Below are 16,945 nucleotides of genomic sequence, written 5' to 3'. Positions count from 1 at the left end.
CACATCAGGCCGGGCGATAAAGCGCGCACAGCTTGTGCCCATCGGGATCGCGCAGATAGGCCAGATAGAGGTTGGCTTCCTTGCGCAGGCCCGGAGGATCCTCGCAGGTGGTGCCGCCATGGGCGATGCCTGCCGCATGCCACGCGTCGACCTGCGCCTCATTGTCGAGACCAAAACCGATGGTCCCGCCATTGGCGACACAGGCTGATTCACCATTGATCGGAATGGCAACGATGAAGGCCGCGCCCTTGTGGACATAGACCAGACGGTTCTTGGCCGTGTCGACCACGCCTTCCGGCCCGCCAACCGCGGCAAAGAGCGCATCGTAAAAGGTCTTTGAACGCGCCAGATCGGTCGATCCGACGAAGATATGGCTGAACATCGTTTGCCTTTCCTTTCTGATTTAAAGCCGGGGCAGGGTCACGCCGCGCTGGCCCATATATTTGCCTGCGCGGTCGGCATAGGACACCTCGCAAGGTTCATTGCCCTTGAGGAACAGAAACTGGCACGCGCCCTCATTGGCGTAAATCTTGGCAGGCAAAGGCGTGGTGTTGCTGAATTCCAGCGTCACATGGCCTTCCCAGCCCGGCTCCAGCGGGGTCACGTTCACGATGATGCCGCAGCGCGCATAGGTGCTCTTGCCAAGACAGATCACCAGCACATCGCGCGGAATGCGGAAATATTCCACCGTGCGGGCCAGCGCGAAACTGTTGGGCGGAATCACGCAGACATCGGTCTTGCGGTCCACAAAGCTGTTCGCGGCAAAATCCTTGGGGTCCACGACCGCCGAATCGACATTGGTGAAAATCTTGAACTCATCGGCCACGCGCGCGTCATAGCCATAAGAGGAAAGCCCGTAAGAGATCACACCCTCACGATGCTGCCGCTCCAAAAACGGCTCGATCATTCCCTGCGTCTGCGCCGCTTCGCGGATCCATTTGTCTGATAGTATCGCCATAGCGTGGCTTCATGGCGGATGGAGGCGCATGGGGCAATGATTTTGAGAGGTAGTAGGGTTATGCCTCCGGCGAGCAAAGGGACTCGTCCCTTTGCAATCCCGTTAATGGGGTGGCGGGAGGTTTGAGAGGGTGGGGAATTTTTAAAGCCTGCGGCGCGGCGGGCTCATGCCTCTTCGCGCCGCAGGCTTTAAAATTTTAGTCGGTGCGTGCGACACCAAACACTGCCTCCTTAACGCTACGCAGACAGTAATGGGAGCGCGAGGGTCTAGACCCTCGCATCTTATCCCTTAAACTCTACCCGCCAAAATCAACGCCAAAGCACAGCCCACGACGATAACCAGCCGCACTGCTTCCAAACCATGATCGAGAATAAGGGCGCGGGTTTTGCTCATGGAACAAACCCTGCGCCGAAAACCTCACCGAATCCTTAAATTGCTGCCCTTAGCGGATGGCGGGCATCTGCTGGCTGGAGCAATGGAACGACCCGCCCCCGGCCAGAATCGCATCCGCCATAACGCCCACGGTTTCGCGATCCGGGAAAAGCTCGGCAATTGCCGCCACGCCATCGACATCATGCGCGGTGCCATAGATCGGCACGACGACCAGTTTCGAGGTAATGGCGAAATTCATATAGGACGCCGGTTCGATCCGCCCATCACGCTCCACCCGCCCCGGCGAAGGGACATTGCGCACAATCACGCCCGCCGCCTCGGCCCGCGCCTTGGCATCGGCATAGATCGCGGCATTGGGATCATCCGCCCCGGTCGCCATGGGCAGCGCCAGCACATTGTCGGCCACAAAGCGGGCAAGGTTATCGACATGCCCATCGGTATGGTCATTGATCAGCCCGTCGCCCAGCCACAGCACCCGGTCAAAACCAAGGTCACGCTTCAGCCGCATTTCCTGATCCGCGCGGCTCAGATGCGGGTTGCGGTTGGGGTTGAGCAAGACCTGCTCGGTCGTCGCCACCAATCCGGTGCCGTCGCAATCCAGAGCGCCGCCCTCGATGATCCAGTCGCTGGTGGTGATCTCCAGCCCGGCGTCGGCCGCGATTTCCGCGCCGATGGTCTGGTCGCCCTCCATCAGATATTTGCCGCCCCAGCCGTTAAAGCCAAAGCGCCGCGCCGCGCGCCCGCCTTTGCCGTCCAGCACCACCAGCGGCCCGGTATCGCGCAGCCACACGTCGCCATAGACGCGCCGCTCCAGCACCACCTTTTCGCTGCACAGTGCGCGGGCGCGGGCCTCGTTCGCCTCGTTGCGCACGATCAGGCGCACCTCCTGCCCGCTTTCGGCCACGGCATTGGCAAAGGCGGCCATCTGTTCCTGCGCGGCCTCAAGAAAGCCGGGCCATTCCTCGCCGTCATGGGGAAAACCGATCCACAGCCAGTCCTGCGGATGCCATTCGGGGGGGAAGCGCCAGTTGGGGGTCAGGTTCGTCATGGGAGGGGCCTTTAGCGACTTACCGCCCTTGCGAAAAGGGGCGCAAACAGGCCAATAGGATGGCCGGAGAGTGAGGAGTTTTTATGACCGATTGGCAAAGCGCCCTGGCGCGGGCCGAGGCGCATTCGCCCTTTTTGTCGCGGGCGATGGGGCGTTTGCCCGATCTGGTGGCGGTGCTGGCCTCGGGCGATGGAGAGGCCGCGCTGGCCCATGCGCGCCGCGCGGGCGAAGGGGTGGCCGACCTTGGCGTAGGTTTGCGGCGCGAGAAACTGGCGCTGGCGCTGGCCTTGGGCGTGGGCGATCTGGCCGGGGCCTTTGACCTGACGCGGGTGACGGGCGAGCTGTCCGATCTGGCCGACCGGGCGGTAGATGCCGCCATCGCCCATGGCATCCGCAGCCGCGCGCCCGATGCGGAAGCCGTCGGTTTCACCGCGCTGGCGCTGGGCAAGCATGGCGCGCGCGAATTGAACTATTCCTCCGACATCGACCCGATCCTGATCTACGATCCGGCCACCCTGCCCCGCCGCGCCCGCGACGAACCAGAGGAGGCCGCGCTCCATGTCGCGCGCACGGTTTTGCGGCTGGTGTCTCAGGCCGATGGCGAAGGCTATGTGTTCCGCGTCGACCTGCGCCTGCGCCCGGCCAGCGAGATCAGCCCGCTGGCGCTGCCCATCGACGCCGCGCTGACGCATTACGAATCCTCGGCGCTGGCATGGGAACGCGCCGCCTTTATCCGCGCGCGGGCGGCGGCGGGCGATGTGGCGATAGGGGAGCATTTCCTCCATGCGATCCGGCCCTTTGTGTGGCGCAAATCGCTGGATTTCGGCGCGATTGCCGAAATCGGGCGGTTGACCCGCCGCATCCGCGCCCATCATGGCAAGGTCGAGGCCATCGGTCCCGGCTTCGATGTCAAACGGGGGCGCGGCGGCATCCGCGAGGTCGAATTTTTTGCGCAGGTCCATCAATTGATTCACGGCGGGCGCAAGCCTGCGCTGCGCCTGCGCGGCACGCGGGCCACGCTCGATGCCTTGGCCGCCGAGGGGCTGATCGATCCGGCGGACGCGGTGATGCTGGGCGAAAGCTATGACCGTCTGCGCCAGATCGAGCATCGGCTTCAACAGGTGTCCGACCTGCAGACCCACAAGCTGCCCCGCGACATGGAGGGCATCGACAATGTCGCCGCGCTCGACGGCCTGCCCAATGGCGCGGCGCTGGTCGAGGAACTGGAGGCGATCACCTCCCGCGTGGGCGCTCGCTATGACCGCCTGATCGCGGCCAGCGCGGGCGAAGGCACCAGCGTTGCCGTGCCCAATCAGCATGAGGGCGACGATCTGGCCGCCGAGCTGGAGCATCTGGGCTTTGCCAAACCGGCAGAATTGGCGGGGCGGATTGCGGCATGGCGTTCAGGGAGCGTGCGATGCCTGCGTTCGGGCGCGGCGCTGGCGGCTCTGGATGCGGTGCAGCCCGCGCTGCTGGCGGCCCTTGCCGCCGCGCCGGAGCCGGACCGCGCGATGATCCGCTGGGAACAGATGATCGCCCGCCTGCCCAGCGCGGTCAACCTGTTCCGCCTGCTGGAGGCACGGCCCGGTTTGCTCGAAGTGCTGGTGCGAGTGCTCTCGCTCGCCCCGCCGCTGGCCGATGCGCTGGCGCGGCGGGCGGATCTGCTCGATGCGCTGATCGACGCCAGCGCCTTTGCCCTGCCGGGCAGCGTGGAGGATCTGGCCCGCGAATTTGGCGCAACCGAGGCGGGGGATGATTACCAGCGCCTGCTCGACCGCGTGCGGCGACAGGTGGGCGAGAAGCGCTTTGCCCTTGGCGTGCAACTGATCGAAGGGGCGCAGGACCCGCTCGACATATCGGCGGGCCTGTGCCGTGTGGCCGAGGCGGCGCTCGATGTGCTGGCCCGCGCGACGATTGCCGAATTCGAGGCCACCCATGGCCGCATTCCGGGCGGCGAGCTGGTCATTCTGGGCCTTGGGCGGCTGGGCGGCGGGATGCTGACCCATGCCAGCGATCTGGATCTGGTTTACCTGTTCACCGGGGATTTTGCCACCGAGAGCGACGGGCGGCGGCCGCTGGGCGCCACGCTCTATTTCAACCGTCTGGCCCAGCGGGTTTCCGCCGCGCTGTCGGTGCCCACGGCCGAAGGCGCGCTCTATGAGGTGGACACGCGCCTGCGCCCGCAAGGCACCCAAGGCCCGCTGGCGGTGGGTTTCGAGAGCTTTGCCCGCTATCAGCGCGAGGAGGCCTGGACCTGGGAGCATATGGCGCTGATCCGGGCGCGGGTGTTGTTCGGATCGGATGCGGCGCGGGCCGAACTGGGCGCGATCATCGGCGGCGTGCTGGGGGCCGAGCGCGACAAGGCCAAAGTCACCGCCGAGGTGCAGGATATGCGCGACAAGATGGCCGCGCATAAGCCTGCCAAGGGCGTGCTGGACGTGAAGTTGCTGCGCGGTGGGCTGGTCGATGCCGAATTCATCGCCCACGCCCTGCAATTGCGCGAGCGCGCGGGCGTGCGGCCCGATATGGCTGGCGCTTTGGCGGAACTGGCGGCGGCGGGGCTGATTACGGGCGATGTGCCGGGGGCGTTCGACCTGCTCTCGCGCGTGCTGGTGGCGGCGCGGCTGCTGGCGCCCGATGGCATCCTGCCTGAATCTGCCCCATGTGCCAGTCTTGCCAAAACATGCGGCTTTGGCGATTGGAAGGAAATGATCACGGCAATGGAGGCCGCGCGCGCCGCCATCGCCCGCCAATGGACCGCCACATTCGGCCAGCAATTGGAGATGCAAGCATGAGCACCTTTCCCGGCGTGGGCGACAAGATCCCCGACATCGCCATGACCGCCACCGACGGCAGCGCGGTGAAACCCTCCGATTTTGCCGGGCGACGGCTGGTGATCTTCTTCTATCCCAAGGATGACACCCCCGGCTGCACCACGGAAAACAAGGATTTTTCGGCGCTGGCGGGCGAGTTTGAGGCCGCCGGGGCGGCGCTGCTGGGCGTTTCGAAAGACCCGCCGAAAAAGCACGCCAAATTCATCGAAAAGCACGCGCTGACCGCCCCCCTCGCCTCGGACGCCGAGGAAGGCGGGCTTTCGGACACGCTGGGCGTGTGGAAGGAAAAATCCATGTATGGCCGCACCTATATGGGCATGGAGCGCAGCACCTATCTGGTCAGCGCCGATGGCGTGATCGAGCGGATCTGGGAAAAGGTGAAGGTCAAGGGACACGCTGAAGAGGTGTTGGGGGCGGTTAAGGGGTAGTTGCGAAGGGTTTATGCCTCCGGCGGGCAAAGGGACTCGTCCCTTTGCAATCCCGTTAATGGGGTGGGGGGAGGTTTGCGGCGATGCGTCCGCCGCTATGTTTGAAAGCCTGCGGCGCGGTTCGCTCATCCTTGTCAGCGCCGCAGGCTCTAAAAATTCCAACGTCGCGTCCGACACATTCGGCAGAACCCATCGCACCACGCAGACAGTAATGGGAGCGCGAGGGTCTAGACCCTCGCATTTTCCCCTTCCTTCTTCTAACGCCCCATCATGCAATCCCTCTCCGAATCCATCCGCAATGCCCTGCTGACCGCCGACCCGCGCGAAAAGGCGATGGTCACCCGCAAACTGGTGCGCGACTGGCGGCAAGGCAGGCTGGCGTGGGATTTCAGCGCACCGATGCCCGACCGCCCCGCGCGCCCGGACAAGCCCGAATTGCTCCCGCCCAACCGGATGCCCAAGCGCGGGCGCGGCGGATCGGAGCGGGCGCGGGTCGCGCTGTGGCATTCGCTGGCGCATATCGAATTTGTCGCGATCGATCTGGCGCTGGACATGGCCGGGCGGTTTGGCGAGCAGCGCGGGCGCGATTTCGTCGATGATTTCCTTACCGTCGCCGCCGATGAGGCGATGCATTATGCAATTATCGCGCGGCATCTGGCGCGCATGGGGGCGGCCTACGGCGATCTGCCCGCGCATGACGGATTGTGGCAATCGGCCGAGGCCACCGCGCATGATGTGGCGGCCCGTCTGGCCATTGTGCCGATGGTGCTGGAGGCGCGCGGGCTGGACGTGACACCGGCCACTCTGGAGCGCGTGCGGGCCGGCGGCGACGAGGCCGGAGCGCGGATTCTGGAAAGGATTCTGGCCGATGAAATCCGCCATGTGCGCTATGGCTGCGACCATTTCGCCAAAGTGGCTCGCGAACTGGGTGATTCTGCGGAAAAACTCTGGCAATTGCTGGTTACGCGTTACTTCCGGGGCAACGTTAAGCCACCGTTCAACGACTCAGCGCGCGAGTCTGCCGGTCTATCGCGCAAGGCGTATGAGGCGCTTGCCAGCCGCGCCTGACCTGGGATAGCACAAACTCACGAGACGGCGGGGGGTTCCGACCATCTCCAACAATTTCCTGCCTGCGGGAATCTGCGGGCGTCATTTCCCATGTCCAACGGCCATTTGGGGGGCCGACGGGCGCAAGAATAAAGGTGTTTTGGAGTGGTCGCGCTTCGTATTTCTACCAAGTTTCTTCTCGGCGCCCTTGCCGCTGTTGTCGCCCAGCCCGCGCTGGCCAACAGTGCCGCCAACGCCGACATCGCCGCCCCGCTGCGCGCCGCCCAAGCCGCGCCCATCTCGCAGGACAATGGCGATCAGAACTTCCGCCAGCTCTTCTCGTCCTGGCGCTCGATGGAAGGCACCGGCAACAAGCTGGTTAACGCCACCATCGGCAACAATGGCGGCGTTGCCGGCATCGTTAACCGCGCCATCTCGATCCCCTCGCGCTCGCCCCTCGAAGGCCTGCGCATGAGCAGCGATTTCGGTATGCGCAGCCACCCCGTTCTGGGCGGTATGCGGATGCACAAGGGCATCGACCTGTCGAGCCCGATCGGGACCCCCGTCTATGCCACCGCCGATGGCGTCATCAGCCGCGCCGACTGGTTCAGCTCGTATGGTCTGTTCATCTCGATCGAACATGGCGGCGATGTACAGACCCGCTATGGCCATCTCTCGCGCCTGAACGTGGCCGATGGCCAGATGGTGCACAAGGGCGACCTGATCGGCTTTGTCGGCACCACCGGCCGCTCGACCGGCCCCCACCTGCATTATGAAGTCCGCGTCGATGGCGTGGCCGTTAATCCTGTTCCCTACCTTCAGGGTGAGGGCAATCCGCAATTGGCGCTTGCTTCTGTCCCGCATCACGATAAGAGTGATGAGGACGGCGAATAACTCACACAAGTTGATTCCCGAGCGAGATAACCAAGCCTGAGAAAGAAGGGCGGAAAACAAGCCCAACAGGCCTTAGCATCTTGGAGAGGATGCGGAAAAAGCGGCGGGAAACTGCCGCTTTTTCTCGTTTGGGGATCTGGGAGGTTAAGATGCGAGGGATGGTTTTTAGATAGCCGATTTGTCGAGACAAATCGGTTGGCCCCTCGCGCTCCCGTTACTGTCTGCGTGACGCCAAGGGTTCGGCCAAAGGGTGTCAGACGCAGCGTTTTATAGCCTGCCGCGCGGACAAGGATGAGTTCGCCGCGCCGCAGGCTTTTCATAACCATCGACGCACCTTGGCAAACTTCCCACCACCCCATTAACGGGATTGCAAAGGGCCCCCGCCCTTTGCCCGCCGGAGGCAAACCCTTTTACCCCTTATACAACCCTTCCAACCGCACCCCATACCGTTCCTTCAGCTTATGCCGACGGATTTTCAAAGAGGGCGTCATTTCCTCATTGTCGATGGCAAACGGTTCATCGGCAAAGGTAAACTGCCGAACCTTTTCGATGACGGAGAGATCCCGGTTCACCCGGTCCACAGCCTCACGGATCGCCCCGCGAAAGCTGGGCAGTTCCTGGAGCGCGCGCACATCGGCACCGTGGTGGCCATTGACCACCGCCCATTCGCGCGCCCACTCGGCATCCGGCACGATCAGGCCAACGATGTAGGGCCGCTTGTCGCCAAAGACCATCGCCTGCGCGATTTCGGGCTGGAGGGTCAGCATCCCTTCCAGCTTCTGGGGCGAGATATTGTCGCCCTTGTCGTTGACGATCATGTCTTTTTTGCGGTCGGTGATGACGATCCGCCCCGCCGCGTCGATATGGCCGATGTCGCCGGTATGCAGCCAGCCGTCCTTGAGCACGCGGGCCGTCTCGGCCTCGTTGCGCCAATAGCCATGCATCACCAGTTCGCCGCGCAGCAGGATTTCGCCATCCTCGGCAATGCGCACTTCCGTTGCGGGAAGGGGCGTGCCCACCGTGTCCATCTTGATGCCGGTGCTGGGGCGATTGACGCTGGCGATGGGGCCGCTTTCTGTCTGGCCATAGCCTTGCAGCAGCGTTAACCCAACACCTTGGAAAAACAGGCCGATTTCCGGGTTCAGCGGCGCCCCGCCCGAGACCAGCGCCTTGACCCGCCCGCCGAAACGCGCGCGGATCTTGGGACGCAGCAGCTTTTCCAGCACCTTGTCCAGCGGCCAGTCAAGCAGCTTGCCCTTGCCCGCCCCGCGCCGCGCCGCCAGCGCCACCGCGCTCTCCAGCAGCCCGGCGGCCAGTTTGCCCTGCTTTTCCACCTGCTTCATGATCCGCGTGCGCAGCACTTCGAACAGGCGCGGCACCACGACCATGATCGTCGGGCGCACTTCTTCGATATTGCTGCCCAGCTTATCCAGCCCTTCGGCGTACCAGATCTGTCCGCCAAGGCCGATGGGGAAGAATTGCCCCGCCGAATGCTCATAGGCATGGCTGAGCGGCAGGAAGCTGAGGAATACCTCCGGCTCGGCGCCGGTCGGGTCCCAGCCGAAATCCTCGACGATGACATGGGCCGCGCCCGCCACATTGTGCAGGATCGCGCCATGATGCTGCATCACCCCGCGCGGCGCGCCGCCGGTGCCGCTGGTATAAATCAGGCAGGCCGTATCGGTGCGGTCGATACGGCTCATCCGCGCCTCGACCGCCGCGCGCGCGGCCACCGCATCGCCCTCCAGCATCGCGTCCCAGCCGTGATATTCCACCGTGCTGGCCTGCGCCATGCCCAGCGGCTCCATCGCGATCAGGTGATTGGCCCCGCCCGAGCGCATGACAGCTGGCAGCAGCGGCTTGGCCAGTTTGGCGGTGGAGACGATCACCCCGCGCGATCCGGAATTTTCCAGAATATGCAGATGGTCGCGCTCGGTATTGGTCGTATAGGCCGGGACCGTGATGCAGCCCGCCGCCATGATCGCCAGATCGGCGATGCACCATTCGGGCCGGTTTTCCGACACCAGCATGATCCGCTCGCCGCGCGTATAACCCAGCCGCACCAGATTTTGCGCCAGCACCACCACCCGCCGCGCCGCCTCGGCCCATGTGATCGCCTGCCATCCCTGATCGGTCTTGGCGTGAAGAAAGGGGCGGTCGGCCAGCAGATCGGCCCGCGCCAGAAACAGCGTGACCAGATTGGGGCTGGTTTCAATATCGAGGATGCGCAAGGAATTATGTCCTCTGCCCGGGGAAGTGCATTAGGCTTTTGTTACGTCCGATTTAGGCTTTGGTCGGGGCTCTAGCAAGGGGAGGAAGCAGCCCGAACGCCTCAGAGCGAGACATCGGCCCCGACCGCCTCGGCCACATTGGCAAAGCCATCGCGCGCCAGCAGGCGGGCAAGCCCGGCCCCGATCTTTTCGGCAATGGCATGGCCTTCGTAAACCATGGCGGAATAGAGCTGCACAAGGCTGGCCCCGGCGCGGATGCGGGCATAGGCATCCTCGGCATTGGCGATGCCGCCCACGCCGATCAGGGGAATCTGCCCCCCGGTGGCGCGGCGGAAATCGACCATGCGCTGCTGCGCCAGGTCGCGTAAGGGCGCGCCCGAAAGGCCGCCCGTTTCGCCCGCGTGGCGGCTATGCAGCGGGGGGCGGCTGATCGTGGTGTTGCTGACGATCAACGCGCCCAGACGGCGCGAGATGGCGATGCGGGCGATGGCCTCGATATCGGCAGGCTCCAGATCGGGCGCGACCTTGAGGAAGACCGGCGGGCGGTGTCCCGTCTCATCGCGCGCGGCGATCACACCGTCGAGCAATTCGGTCAGCGCCGATTCGTCCTGAAGCGCGCGCAGGCCCGGCGTGTTGGGGCTGGACACGTTGATCGCCAGATAAGAGGCCAGCGGGGCGAACACCCGCGCGCCATAGGCATAATCAGCGATGCGGTCGGTGGCGTCCTTGTTGGCGCCGATGTTGATGCCCACGATCCCGCCGCGCGTCAGCCGCGCGCGAAGGCGCTTTTCCGCCGCATCCGCGCCGCCATTGTTAAAGCCCATGCGATTGATGACGGCGCGGTCCTCCTCCAGCCGGAACAGGCGCGGCTTGGGGTTGCCCGGTTGCGGCAAAGGCGTGATCGAGCCGACCTCGGCAAAGCCGAAGCCGAGGCCGAGCAGCGCGTCGGGCACCTCGCCATCCTTGTCGAACCCGGCGGCCATGCCCACGGGCGTGGGAAAGGTCAGGCCCGCCACCGTGCTGGTCAGCGGCCCGCCGGGCGCGACAGGCGCGCCCGCGATGGGCAGATATTTCAGCGCGGCCAGCGCCATCCCATGGGCGGTTTCGGCATCCAGACGGAACAGGGCTTTGCGGATCAGGGCATAGGTCATGGGAACAGGCCTATGGCAAGAAGCGGGGAATTTGTCGATTCTCTGGCGAAGGCTGTTTGGCGGCGAGATGATTCGCGCGGGAGAGGCCCTAGCCTTGGCGCCATGATGTAAGGGCTGCATGATGGAGGCTTATGAAATCCTTTGCATGGATGGCGTATCGGGAAAACTACCTGAAATCAGCCCTGCGGTTTGACGCAATCTTACAATTATCTTCCCCCGCAATGCTTTATCCGCCTCCTTGCGACCCGAAGGGCTCGTGGTTTTCGCCACAGAGTTCTCGAAACTCAAGCGGCTCTCTCAGCAATGGGGGAGCCGTTTTTTTATGCCTTGCGCCTTTCCGCCACCGCTCGATCCCGCCTGCCCTCTTGCCCGCGCGGGGGCAAAGTCCTAGGGGCCTTTAAATCGGATTGATTCGGTCTTATTTTATCGGGGCCGGCTTGAATGCCGATGGCTGACGAAAGGGATTGGCGCGATGCGCTTGTCGAGCATGGCCGATTATGCCGTGGTGGCAATGGTGGCGGCGGCCCGCCACTGCGCCCCTGTGGGCCGCGATGGCGATATGCGCGCCGAGGGCGATGCCCGCGCGCGCGCCAATGCCGGACAACTGGCGCTGGAAACAGGCCTGCCCGCACCCACGGTGCAAAAGCTGGTCAGCCGTCTGGTGGCAGCGGGGCTTTTGACCTCGGCGCGAGGCGCGGGCGGCGGATTGGCTCTTGCCCGCGACGCCCATGACATCAGCCTTGCCGATATTGTCGAAGCGGTCGAAGGGCCGATCGCGCTGACCCCTTGCGTGGAAGGGATCGGCCATGATTGCGCGCCGGGGCTGGGTTGCAGCGTGCGCCCGCATTGGCCGGTGGTGAATGAGGCGTTGCGTCTGGCCTTGTCGGGGGTGCCCCTGACCCGGTTGATGACGCCGCAGGACAATGTGGATATGGTGCAATGAGCGAAGATATCGAGATCAAGGATCAGGCCGCGCGTGAGGCTGCCGCCAAGGTGGCCGAATACGAACACGGCTGGGTGGCCGATATCGAGCAGGAATATGGCCCCAAGGGCCTGTCCGAGGACACGGTCCGCTATATTTCGGCCAAGAAGGACGAGCCGGAATGGATGCTGGAATGGCGTCTGAAGGCCTATCGCCACTGGCTGACCATGCCGATGCCCGATTGGGCCAAGCTGAACATTCCGCCGATCGATTATCAGGAAGCCTATTACTGGGCCGCGCCCAAGAAGAAGGACGGGCCCAAGTCTTTGGACGAGGTCGATCCGGAAATCCTGCGCGTCTATGAAAAGCTGGGCATTCCGCTGGCCGAGCAGGAAGTGCTGGCGGGCGTTGAAGGCGCGCGCAAGGTGGCCGTGGACGCGGTGTTCGACTCGGTTTCGGTAGCCACCACCTTCCGCAAGGAACTGGAAGCGGCGGGCGTCATCTTCCGCTCCATCAGCGAGGCGATCCGCGAATATCCCGAGCTGGTGAAGAAGTGGCTCGGCCGCGTGGTGCCAATGGCGGACAATTATTTCGCGGCGCTCAACTGCGCGGTGTTTTCCGACGGGACGTTTGTTTACGTGCCCGAGGGCGTGCGCTGCCCGATGGAGCTGTCCACCTATTTCCGTATCAACGCGGAAAACACCGGCCAGTTCGAACGCACGCTGATCGTGTGCGACAAGGGCGCCTATGTGTCCTATCTCGAAGGCTGCACCGCGCCCCAGCGTGACGAGAACCAGCTTCACGCTGCGGTCGTCGAGTTGGTCGCGCTGGACGATGCCGAGATCAAATATTCCACCGTTCAGAACTGGTATCCGGGCGATGCGCAAGGGCGGGGCGGCATCTACAACTTCGTGACCAAGCGCGCGCTGTGCCAGGGCAAGCGGAGCAAGGTGAGCTGGACGCAGGTGGAAACCGGCAGCGCCATCACCTGGAAATACCCGTCTTGCGTGCTGAACGGCGAGGACAGTGTGGGCGAGTTCTACTCGGTCGCCGTCACCAACAATTATCAGCAGGCCGACACCGGCACCAAAATGATCCACAATGGCAAGGGATCGCGCAGCACCATCATCTCCAAGGGCATCAGTGCGGGCCACAGCCAGAATACTTATCGCGGGCTGGTCCGCGTGGGCGCCAATGCCGAGGGCGTGCGCAATTTCACCCAGTGCGACAGCCTGCTGCTGGGCAAGACCTGCGGCGCGCATACCGTGCCCTATATCGAGGTGCGCAACCCCACCGCGACCATCGAGCATGAAGCGACCACCAGCAAGATTTCCGACGACCAACTGTTCTACGCCATGCAGCGCGGGCTGGATCAGGAAAGCGCGGTGGCGTTGATCGTCAATGGTTTTGCCAAGGAAGTGTTGCAGCAACTGCCGATGGAATTTGCGGTGGAAGCGCAGAAGTTGCTGGGGATCAGTTTGGAAGGGAGCGTGGGGTGATGCTCACGCTGGCGCTTGCCGCTTCTGTGCCGTTGACCATGCCGGTCGCGATGCGTGGCGATTGGGATTTGCCCAGCCATTGCAAAATGCCCGGCGAGGAAAGCGATTCACGCGCCATTGTTCGCAAGAGCGAGGTGGCCTTCGGCGAAACCGTGTTCACGCCCAGGCGGATCGTGGTGGCTGAACAGACCAACTGGACGGCTACGGGCGAGTTCTATGACGAAGGCGAAACCTCCAAAGGCCGCCTCAACCTTCGCCTGTCCAAAGATGGTAAAATCCTTGCCTATACCAATTCAGACAATCGTATCGTCCGCCTGACGCGTTGCGGGAAGAAGTGAAATGACCATGCTGACCATTGAAAACCTCCACGCCTCTGTTGCGGACAAGCCGATCCTCAAGGGTCTCAGCCTCACCATCAACGCGGGCGAGGTGCACGCGATCATGGGGCCGAATGGCGCGGGCAAGTCGACCACCGGCTATGTGCTGGGCGGGCGTCCGGGCTATGAAGTGACGGAAGGGACCGCCACGTTCGAAGGCCAAGACCTCTTCGCCCTCGACCCGCATGAGCGCGCGGCATCGGGCCTGTTTCTGGGTTTCCAGTATCCGGTCGAGATTCCCGGCGTGTCCAACCTGCAATTCCTGCGCGAGGCTTTGAACAGCCAGCGCAAGTTCCATGACCTGCCCCCGCTGTCGGGCGGCGAGTTCATGAAGCTGGCCAAGGAAAAGGCCGCGCTGCTGCGGATGGACATGGACATGCTCAAGCGCCCGGTCAACGTGGGCTTTTCGGGCGGCGAGAAGAAGCGCGCCGAAATGGTGCAGATGGGCATCCTCGACCCCAAGCTGGCGATTCTGGACGAAACCGACTCCGGCCTCGACATTGACGCGCTGCGCATCTGCGGCGAGGGCATCAATGCGATCATGCGCAAGCCTGACAAGGCCGTGCTGCTGATCACGCACTATCAGCGCCTGCTCGACTATGTGAAGCCCGACTTCGTCCATGTGCTGGCGGGCGGCCGCATCGTCAAATCGGGCGGCCCGGAACTGGCGCTGGCGCTGGAAGAAGGCGGCTACGAAGGCGTCGCGGCATGAGCAATCTGCCAACCCGCAAGGCCGAGGAATGGCGCTATGCCGACCTCGGCGCGCTGGAAACGCTCTGGCCTTTGCCCGATGCGGAAAGCGTCACCGTGGCGGCGGGCGGCGAATTTGCGCGCGCGATTGTGAACAAGGGCGGCGTGGTGCGCCTCTCCCTCACGCTGGAGGCAGGCGCCAAGGCCACCGTCCATGTGCTCAGCACCGCCGACACCTATGCCCGCATCGAGATCGAGGCGACGCTGCATGAGGGCGCGGATTTCCACCTTGGCGGCGTGCAATTGAGCAGCGGCGATCAGACCGCCGAAATCGTCACCACCGTGCGCCATATCGAACCCAACGCCCATAGCCATCAGATGATCCGCTCCGTTGCGGGCGGCACATCAACCGCCAGCGTGCTGGGCAAGGTCTATGTGGCCAAGGGCGCGGATGGCACGGACGGCGAACAATCGGTGCGCGCCATGCTGCTCGACCGCACGGCGCAGGCCAATGCGCGGCCAGAGCTGGAAATCTATGCCGACGATGTCAAATGCGCCCATGGCTGCGCGATTGGCGAGCTGGATGCCAATGGCCTGTTTTACCTCGCCGCGCGCGGGATCGAACCGGCACGGGCCAAGGCGCTGATGCTGCAGGCCTTTATCGCCGAAGCCTTTGACGGGGCGGAGGAAGAGGACAATCTGCAGGCGGCCGCTCAGGCCGCTTTGGAGGCTTTGCTGTGAGCGTGGACACCCTCACCCTCGATCTGGCCAAGATCCGCGCCGATTTTCCTGGGCTGGCAGGGGGATGGCATTATCTGGACAGCGGCGCCACCGCGCAAAAGCCGCAATCCGTGATCGAGGCCACGGTCAACGCCATGGGCCGCGACTATGCCACCGTCCATCGCGGCGTCTATGCCCGCAGCGCCAATATGACGCTGGCCTATGAAGAGGCGCGCCGCAAGGTGGCCGGTTTCATCGGCGGACAGGAAGGCGAGATCGTGTTCACCCGCGGCGCGACCGAGGCGATCAACCTTGTCGCGCAAAGCTGGGGCGGGGCGCATCTGAAGGCGGGCGACCGCATTCTGATTTCGACCTTGGAGCATCACTCGAACATCGTGCCCTGGCAATTGCTGCGTGATCGGGTGGGCATCGAGATCGACGTCTGCCCGCTGACGGAGGATGGCCAGATTGATCTGGACGCGGCAGAGCGTATGCTGACTCCGGCCCACAAGCTGGTCGCGCTGGCCCATGTGTCGAACGTGCTGGGCAGCGTGCTGGATGTCGAACGCGCCGTGGCGCTGGCGCATGGCGTGGGGGCGAACATCCTGATCGACGGCTGTCAGGCCGTGCCGCGCATCCCCGTCGATGTGGCCGCGCTGGGCGTCGATTTCTACGCCTTTTCCGCGCACAAGCTCTATGGGCCGACCGGGATCGGCGCATTGTGGGCGCGGGCCGAGATTCTTGACGCCATGCCGCCATGGCAGGGCGGCGGCTCGATGATCGACCGCGTGACGTTTGAAAAGACCACCTGGGCCCCGGCCCCCACCCGTTTCGAGGCGGGCACCCCGGCCATCATCGAGGCAATCGGCTTTGCCGCCGCCGTCGATTATGTGCAGGGCATCGGCCTTGAAGCCATCCATGCGCATGAATGCGGCCTTGTCAAAACCCTGCGCGGCGCGCTCTCGGCGATGAACGATGTGACCGTGTTCGGCCCCGACGACAGCGCCGGGATCGTCAGCTTTGCCATCGACGGGGTGCATCCCCATGACCTTGGCACCATTCTGGACGAAGGCAATGTGGCGATCCGCGCCGGGCACCATTGCGCCCAACCCCTGATGGACCACCTTGGCGTGCCCGCCACCGCGCGCGCCAGTTTTGGCCTGTATAGCGATGAAAGCGATATTGCCGCGCTGATCGCCGGCATTGAACGCACGAAGAGGATCTTCGGCTGATGACTGACACCACCCCTGACGATACCCCCCGTTTCACCGTCGAGGAAGTGAGCGATGCCCCCACCCCGCCGCGCGCTCGGGTGGATGTGTCGGCGGCTCCTGCGCTGGGCGCCGATGGCGAGATCGAAAAGATCGCCGACAAGGTTGCGCGCAAGGCGGATTACCTCGAAGGTTTCCTTGCGCAGCAGCCCACCGGCCTGACGGCGCATGAGCCGGGCGGCGAACTGTATGAGGGCGTGATCAATGCCCTCAAAGAGATCTTTGACCCCGAAATCCCGGTCAATATCTACGAACTGGGCCTGATCTACGGCGTGGAAATCACGCCCGAAGGCTCGGCCAGCATCACCATGACGCTGACCACGCCGCATTGCCCGGTGGCCGAATCGATGCCGGGCGAGGTTGAATTGCGCGTCTCGGCCGTGCCGGGCATCCGTGACGCCGAAGTGGCTCTCGTCTGGGACCCGCCATGGGATCCGGCCAAGATGAGCGATGAAGCCCGCCTCGAACTGGGGATGCTGTAA

The 16,945-nt window shown here is 63.9% G+C and carries 16 protein-coding genes; 11 read left to right on the top strand and 5 right to left on the bottom strand.

The annotated features are described in order from the left end of the window. Window positions 1-4 precede the first annotated feature (4 nt). The 3 genes from BGP00_RS19475 to BGP00_RS19465 form a co-directional block, all read right to left on the bottom strand. Window positions 5-382 carry a VOC family protein gene (locus tag BGP00_RS19475; protein ID WP_168603304.1) on the bottom strand — a complete coding sequence of 126 codons (378 nt, stop codon included), beginning with the start codon at window positions 380-382 and terminating at the stop codon, window positions 5-7. Window positions 383-403: 21 nt separating this feature from the next. Beyond that, complete coding sequence (gene dcd / locus BGP00_RS19470) at window positions 404-958, bottom strand: dCTP deaminase (RefSeq protein WP_168603303.1); 555 nt, start codon at window positions 956-958, stop codon at window positions 404-406. Window positions 959-1,400: 442 nt separating this feature from the next. Further along, on the bottom strand, window positions 1,401-2,399 hold the full coding sequence (locus BGP00_RS19465) for an agmatine deiminase family protein (RefSeq protein ID WP_292688294.1): 999 nt from the start codon (window positions 2,397-2,399) through the stop codon (window positions 1,401-1,403). Window positions 2,400-2,482: 83 nt separating this feature from the next. Here BGP00_RS19465 and BGP00_RS19460 point away from each other — a divergent pair, with 83 nt between their 5' ends. The 4 genes from BGP00_RS19460 (at window position 2,483) to BGP00_RS19445 (ending at window position 7,602) form a co-directional block, all read left to right on the top strand. Continuing rightward, the gene (locus BGP00_RS19460; protein WP_292688292.1) at window positions 2,483-5,194 is read left to right on the top strand and encodes a bifunctional [glutamine synthetase] adenylyltransferase/[glutamine synthetase]-adenylyl-L-tyrosine phosphorylase; all 2,712 of its coding nucleotides are present in this window, start codon (window positions 2,483-2,485) and stop codon (window positions 5,192-5,194) included. Further along, on the top strand, window positions 5,191-5,661 hold the full coding sequence (locus tag BGP00_RS19455) for a peroxiredoxin (RefSeq protein ID WP_292688290.1): 471 nt from the start codon (window positions 5,191-5,193) through the stop codon (window positions 5,659-5,661). The genes BGP00_RS19460 and BGP00_RS19455 overlap by 4 nt, the downstream gene beginning before the upstream one ends. Before the next feature lie 270 nt (window positions 5,662-5,931). Then, entirely contained in the window at window positions 5,932-6,729 is a 798-nt protein-coding gene (locus BGP00_RS19450) for a ferritin-like domain-containing protein (protein WP_172249182.1), read from the top strand. Window positions 6,730-6,873: 144 nt separating this feature from the next. Next, window positions 6,874-7,602: a M23 family metallopeptidase gene (locus BGP00_RS19445; RefSeq protein WP_292688287.1), complete on the top strand. Its 729-nt coding sequence runs from the start codon at window positions 6,874-6,876 to the stop codon at window positions 7,600-7,602. Window positions 7,603-8,012: 410 nt separating this feature from the next. Here BGP00_RS19445 and BGP00_RS19440 read toward each other — a convergent pair whose 3' ends face one another. After that, window positions 8,013-9,833, bottom strand: a complete 1,821-nt coding sequence (locus tag BGP00_RS19440) for a long-chain fatty acid--CoA ligase (RefSeq protein WP_292688285.1) — start codon at window positions 9,831-9,833, stop codon at window positions 8,013-8,015. A gap of 101 nt (window positions 9,834-9,934) precedes the next feature. Then, on the bottom strand, window positions 9,935-10,984 hold the full coding sequence (locus BGP00_RS19435) for a quinone-dependent dihydroorotate dehydrogenase (RefSeq protein WP_292688283.1): 1,050 nt from the start codon (window positions 10,982-10,984) through the stop codon (window positions 9,935-9,937). 472 nt (window positions 10,985-11,456) lie between these two features. On the opposite strand from BGP00_RS19435, the gene BGP00_RS19430 reads away from it, so the two are divergent. The 7 genes from BGP00_RS19430 to BGP00_RS19400 are packed head-to-tail and all read left to right on the top strand — an operon-like array spanning window position 11,457 to window position 16,945. Next, window positions 11,457-11,927: an Rrf2 family transcriptional regulator gene (locus BGP00_RS19430; protein WP_292688262.1), complete on the top strand. Its 471-nt coding sequence runs from the start codon at window positions 11,457-11,459 to the stop codon at window positions 11,925-11,927. Beyond that, window positions 11,924-13,405, top strand: a complete 1,482-nt coding sequence (gene sufB / locus BGP00_RS19425) for a Fe-S cluster assembly protein SufB (protein WP_274174847.1) — start codon at window positions 11,924-11,926, stop codon at window positions 13,403-13,405. The genes BGP00_RS19430 and sufB overlap by 4 nt, the downstream gene beginning before the upstream one ends. Then, window positions 13,402-13,743, top strand: coding sequence for a hypothetical protein (locus tag BGP00_RS19420; RefSeq protein ID WP_292688259.1), 342 nt, complete (start codon window positions 13,402-13,404; stop codon window positions 13,741-13,743). Before sufB ends, BGP00_RS19420 begins: the two co-directional genes overlap by 4 nt. Window positions 13,744-13,750: 7 nt before the next feature. Continuing rightward, the gene (gene sufC / locus BGP00_RS19415; protein WP_168603573.1) at window positions 13,751-14,494 is read left to right on the top strand and encodes a Fe-S cluster assembly ATPase SufC; all 744 of its coding nucleotides are present in this window, start codon (window positions 13,751-13,753) and stop codon (window positions 14,492-14,494) included. Then, window positions 14,491-15,213: a SufD family Fe-S cluster assembly protein gene (locus BGP00_RS19410; protein WP_292688257.1), complete on the top strand. Its 723-nt coding sequence runs from the start codon at window positions 14,491-14,493 to the stop codon at window positions 15,211-15,213. The genes sufC and BGP00_RS19410 overlap by 4 nt, the downstream gene beginning before the upstream one ends. A gap of 23 nt (window positions 15,214-15,236) precedes the next feature. Continuing rightward, window positions 15,237-16,424 carry a cysteine desulfurase gene (locus BGP00_RS19405; RefSeq protein WP_292689195.1) on the top strand — a complete coding sequence of 396 codons (1,188 nt, stop codon included), beginning with the start codon at window positions 15,237-15,239 and terminating at the stop codon, window positions 16,422-16,424. Continuing rightward, window positions 16,424-16,945 (top strand): SUF system Fe-S cluster assembly protein, encoded by a 522-nt coding sequence (locus BGP00_RS19400; protein ID WP_292688255.1) that lies wholly within the window; start codon window positions 16,424-16,426, stop codon window positions 16,943-16,945. The genes BGP00_RS19405 and BGP00_RS19400 overlap by 1 nt, the downstream gene beginning before the upstream one ends.

The organism is Novosphingobium sp. 63-713, assembly GCF_001898925.1.
Taxonomy (GTDB): domain Bacteria; phylum Pseudomonadota; class Alphaproteobacteria; order Sphingomonadales; family Sphingomonadaceae; genus Novosphingobium.
The sequence above is the reverse complement of the archived record's forward strand: the minus strand, read 5'-3'. Positions and strand labels throughout refer to the sequence as shown.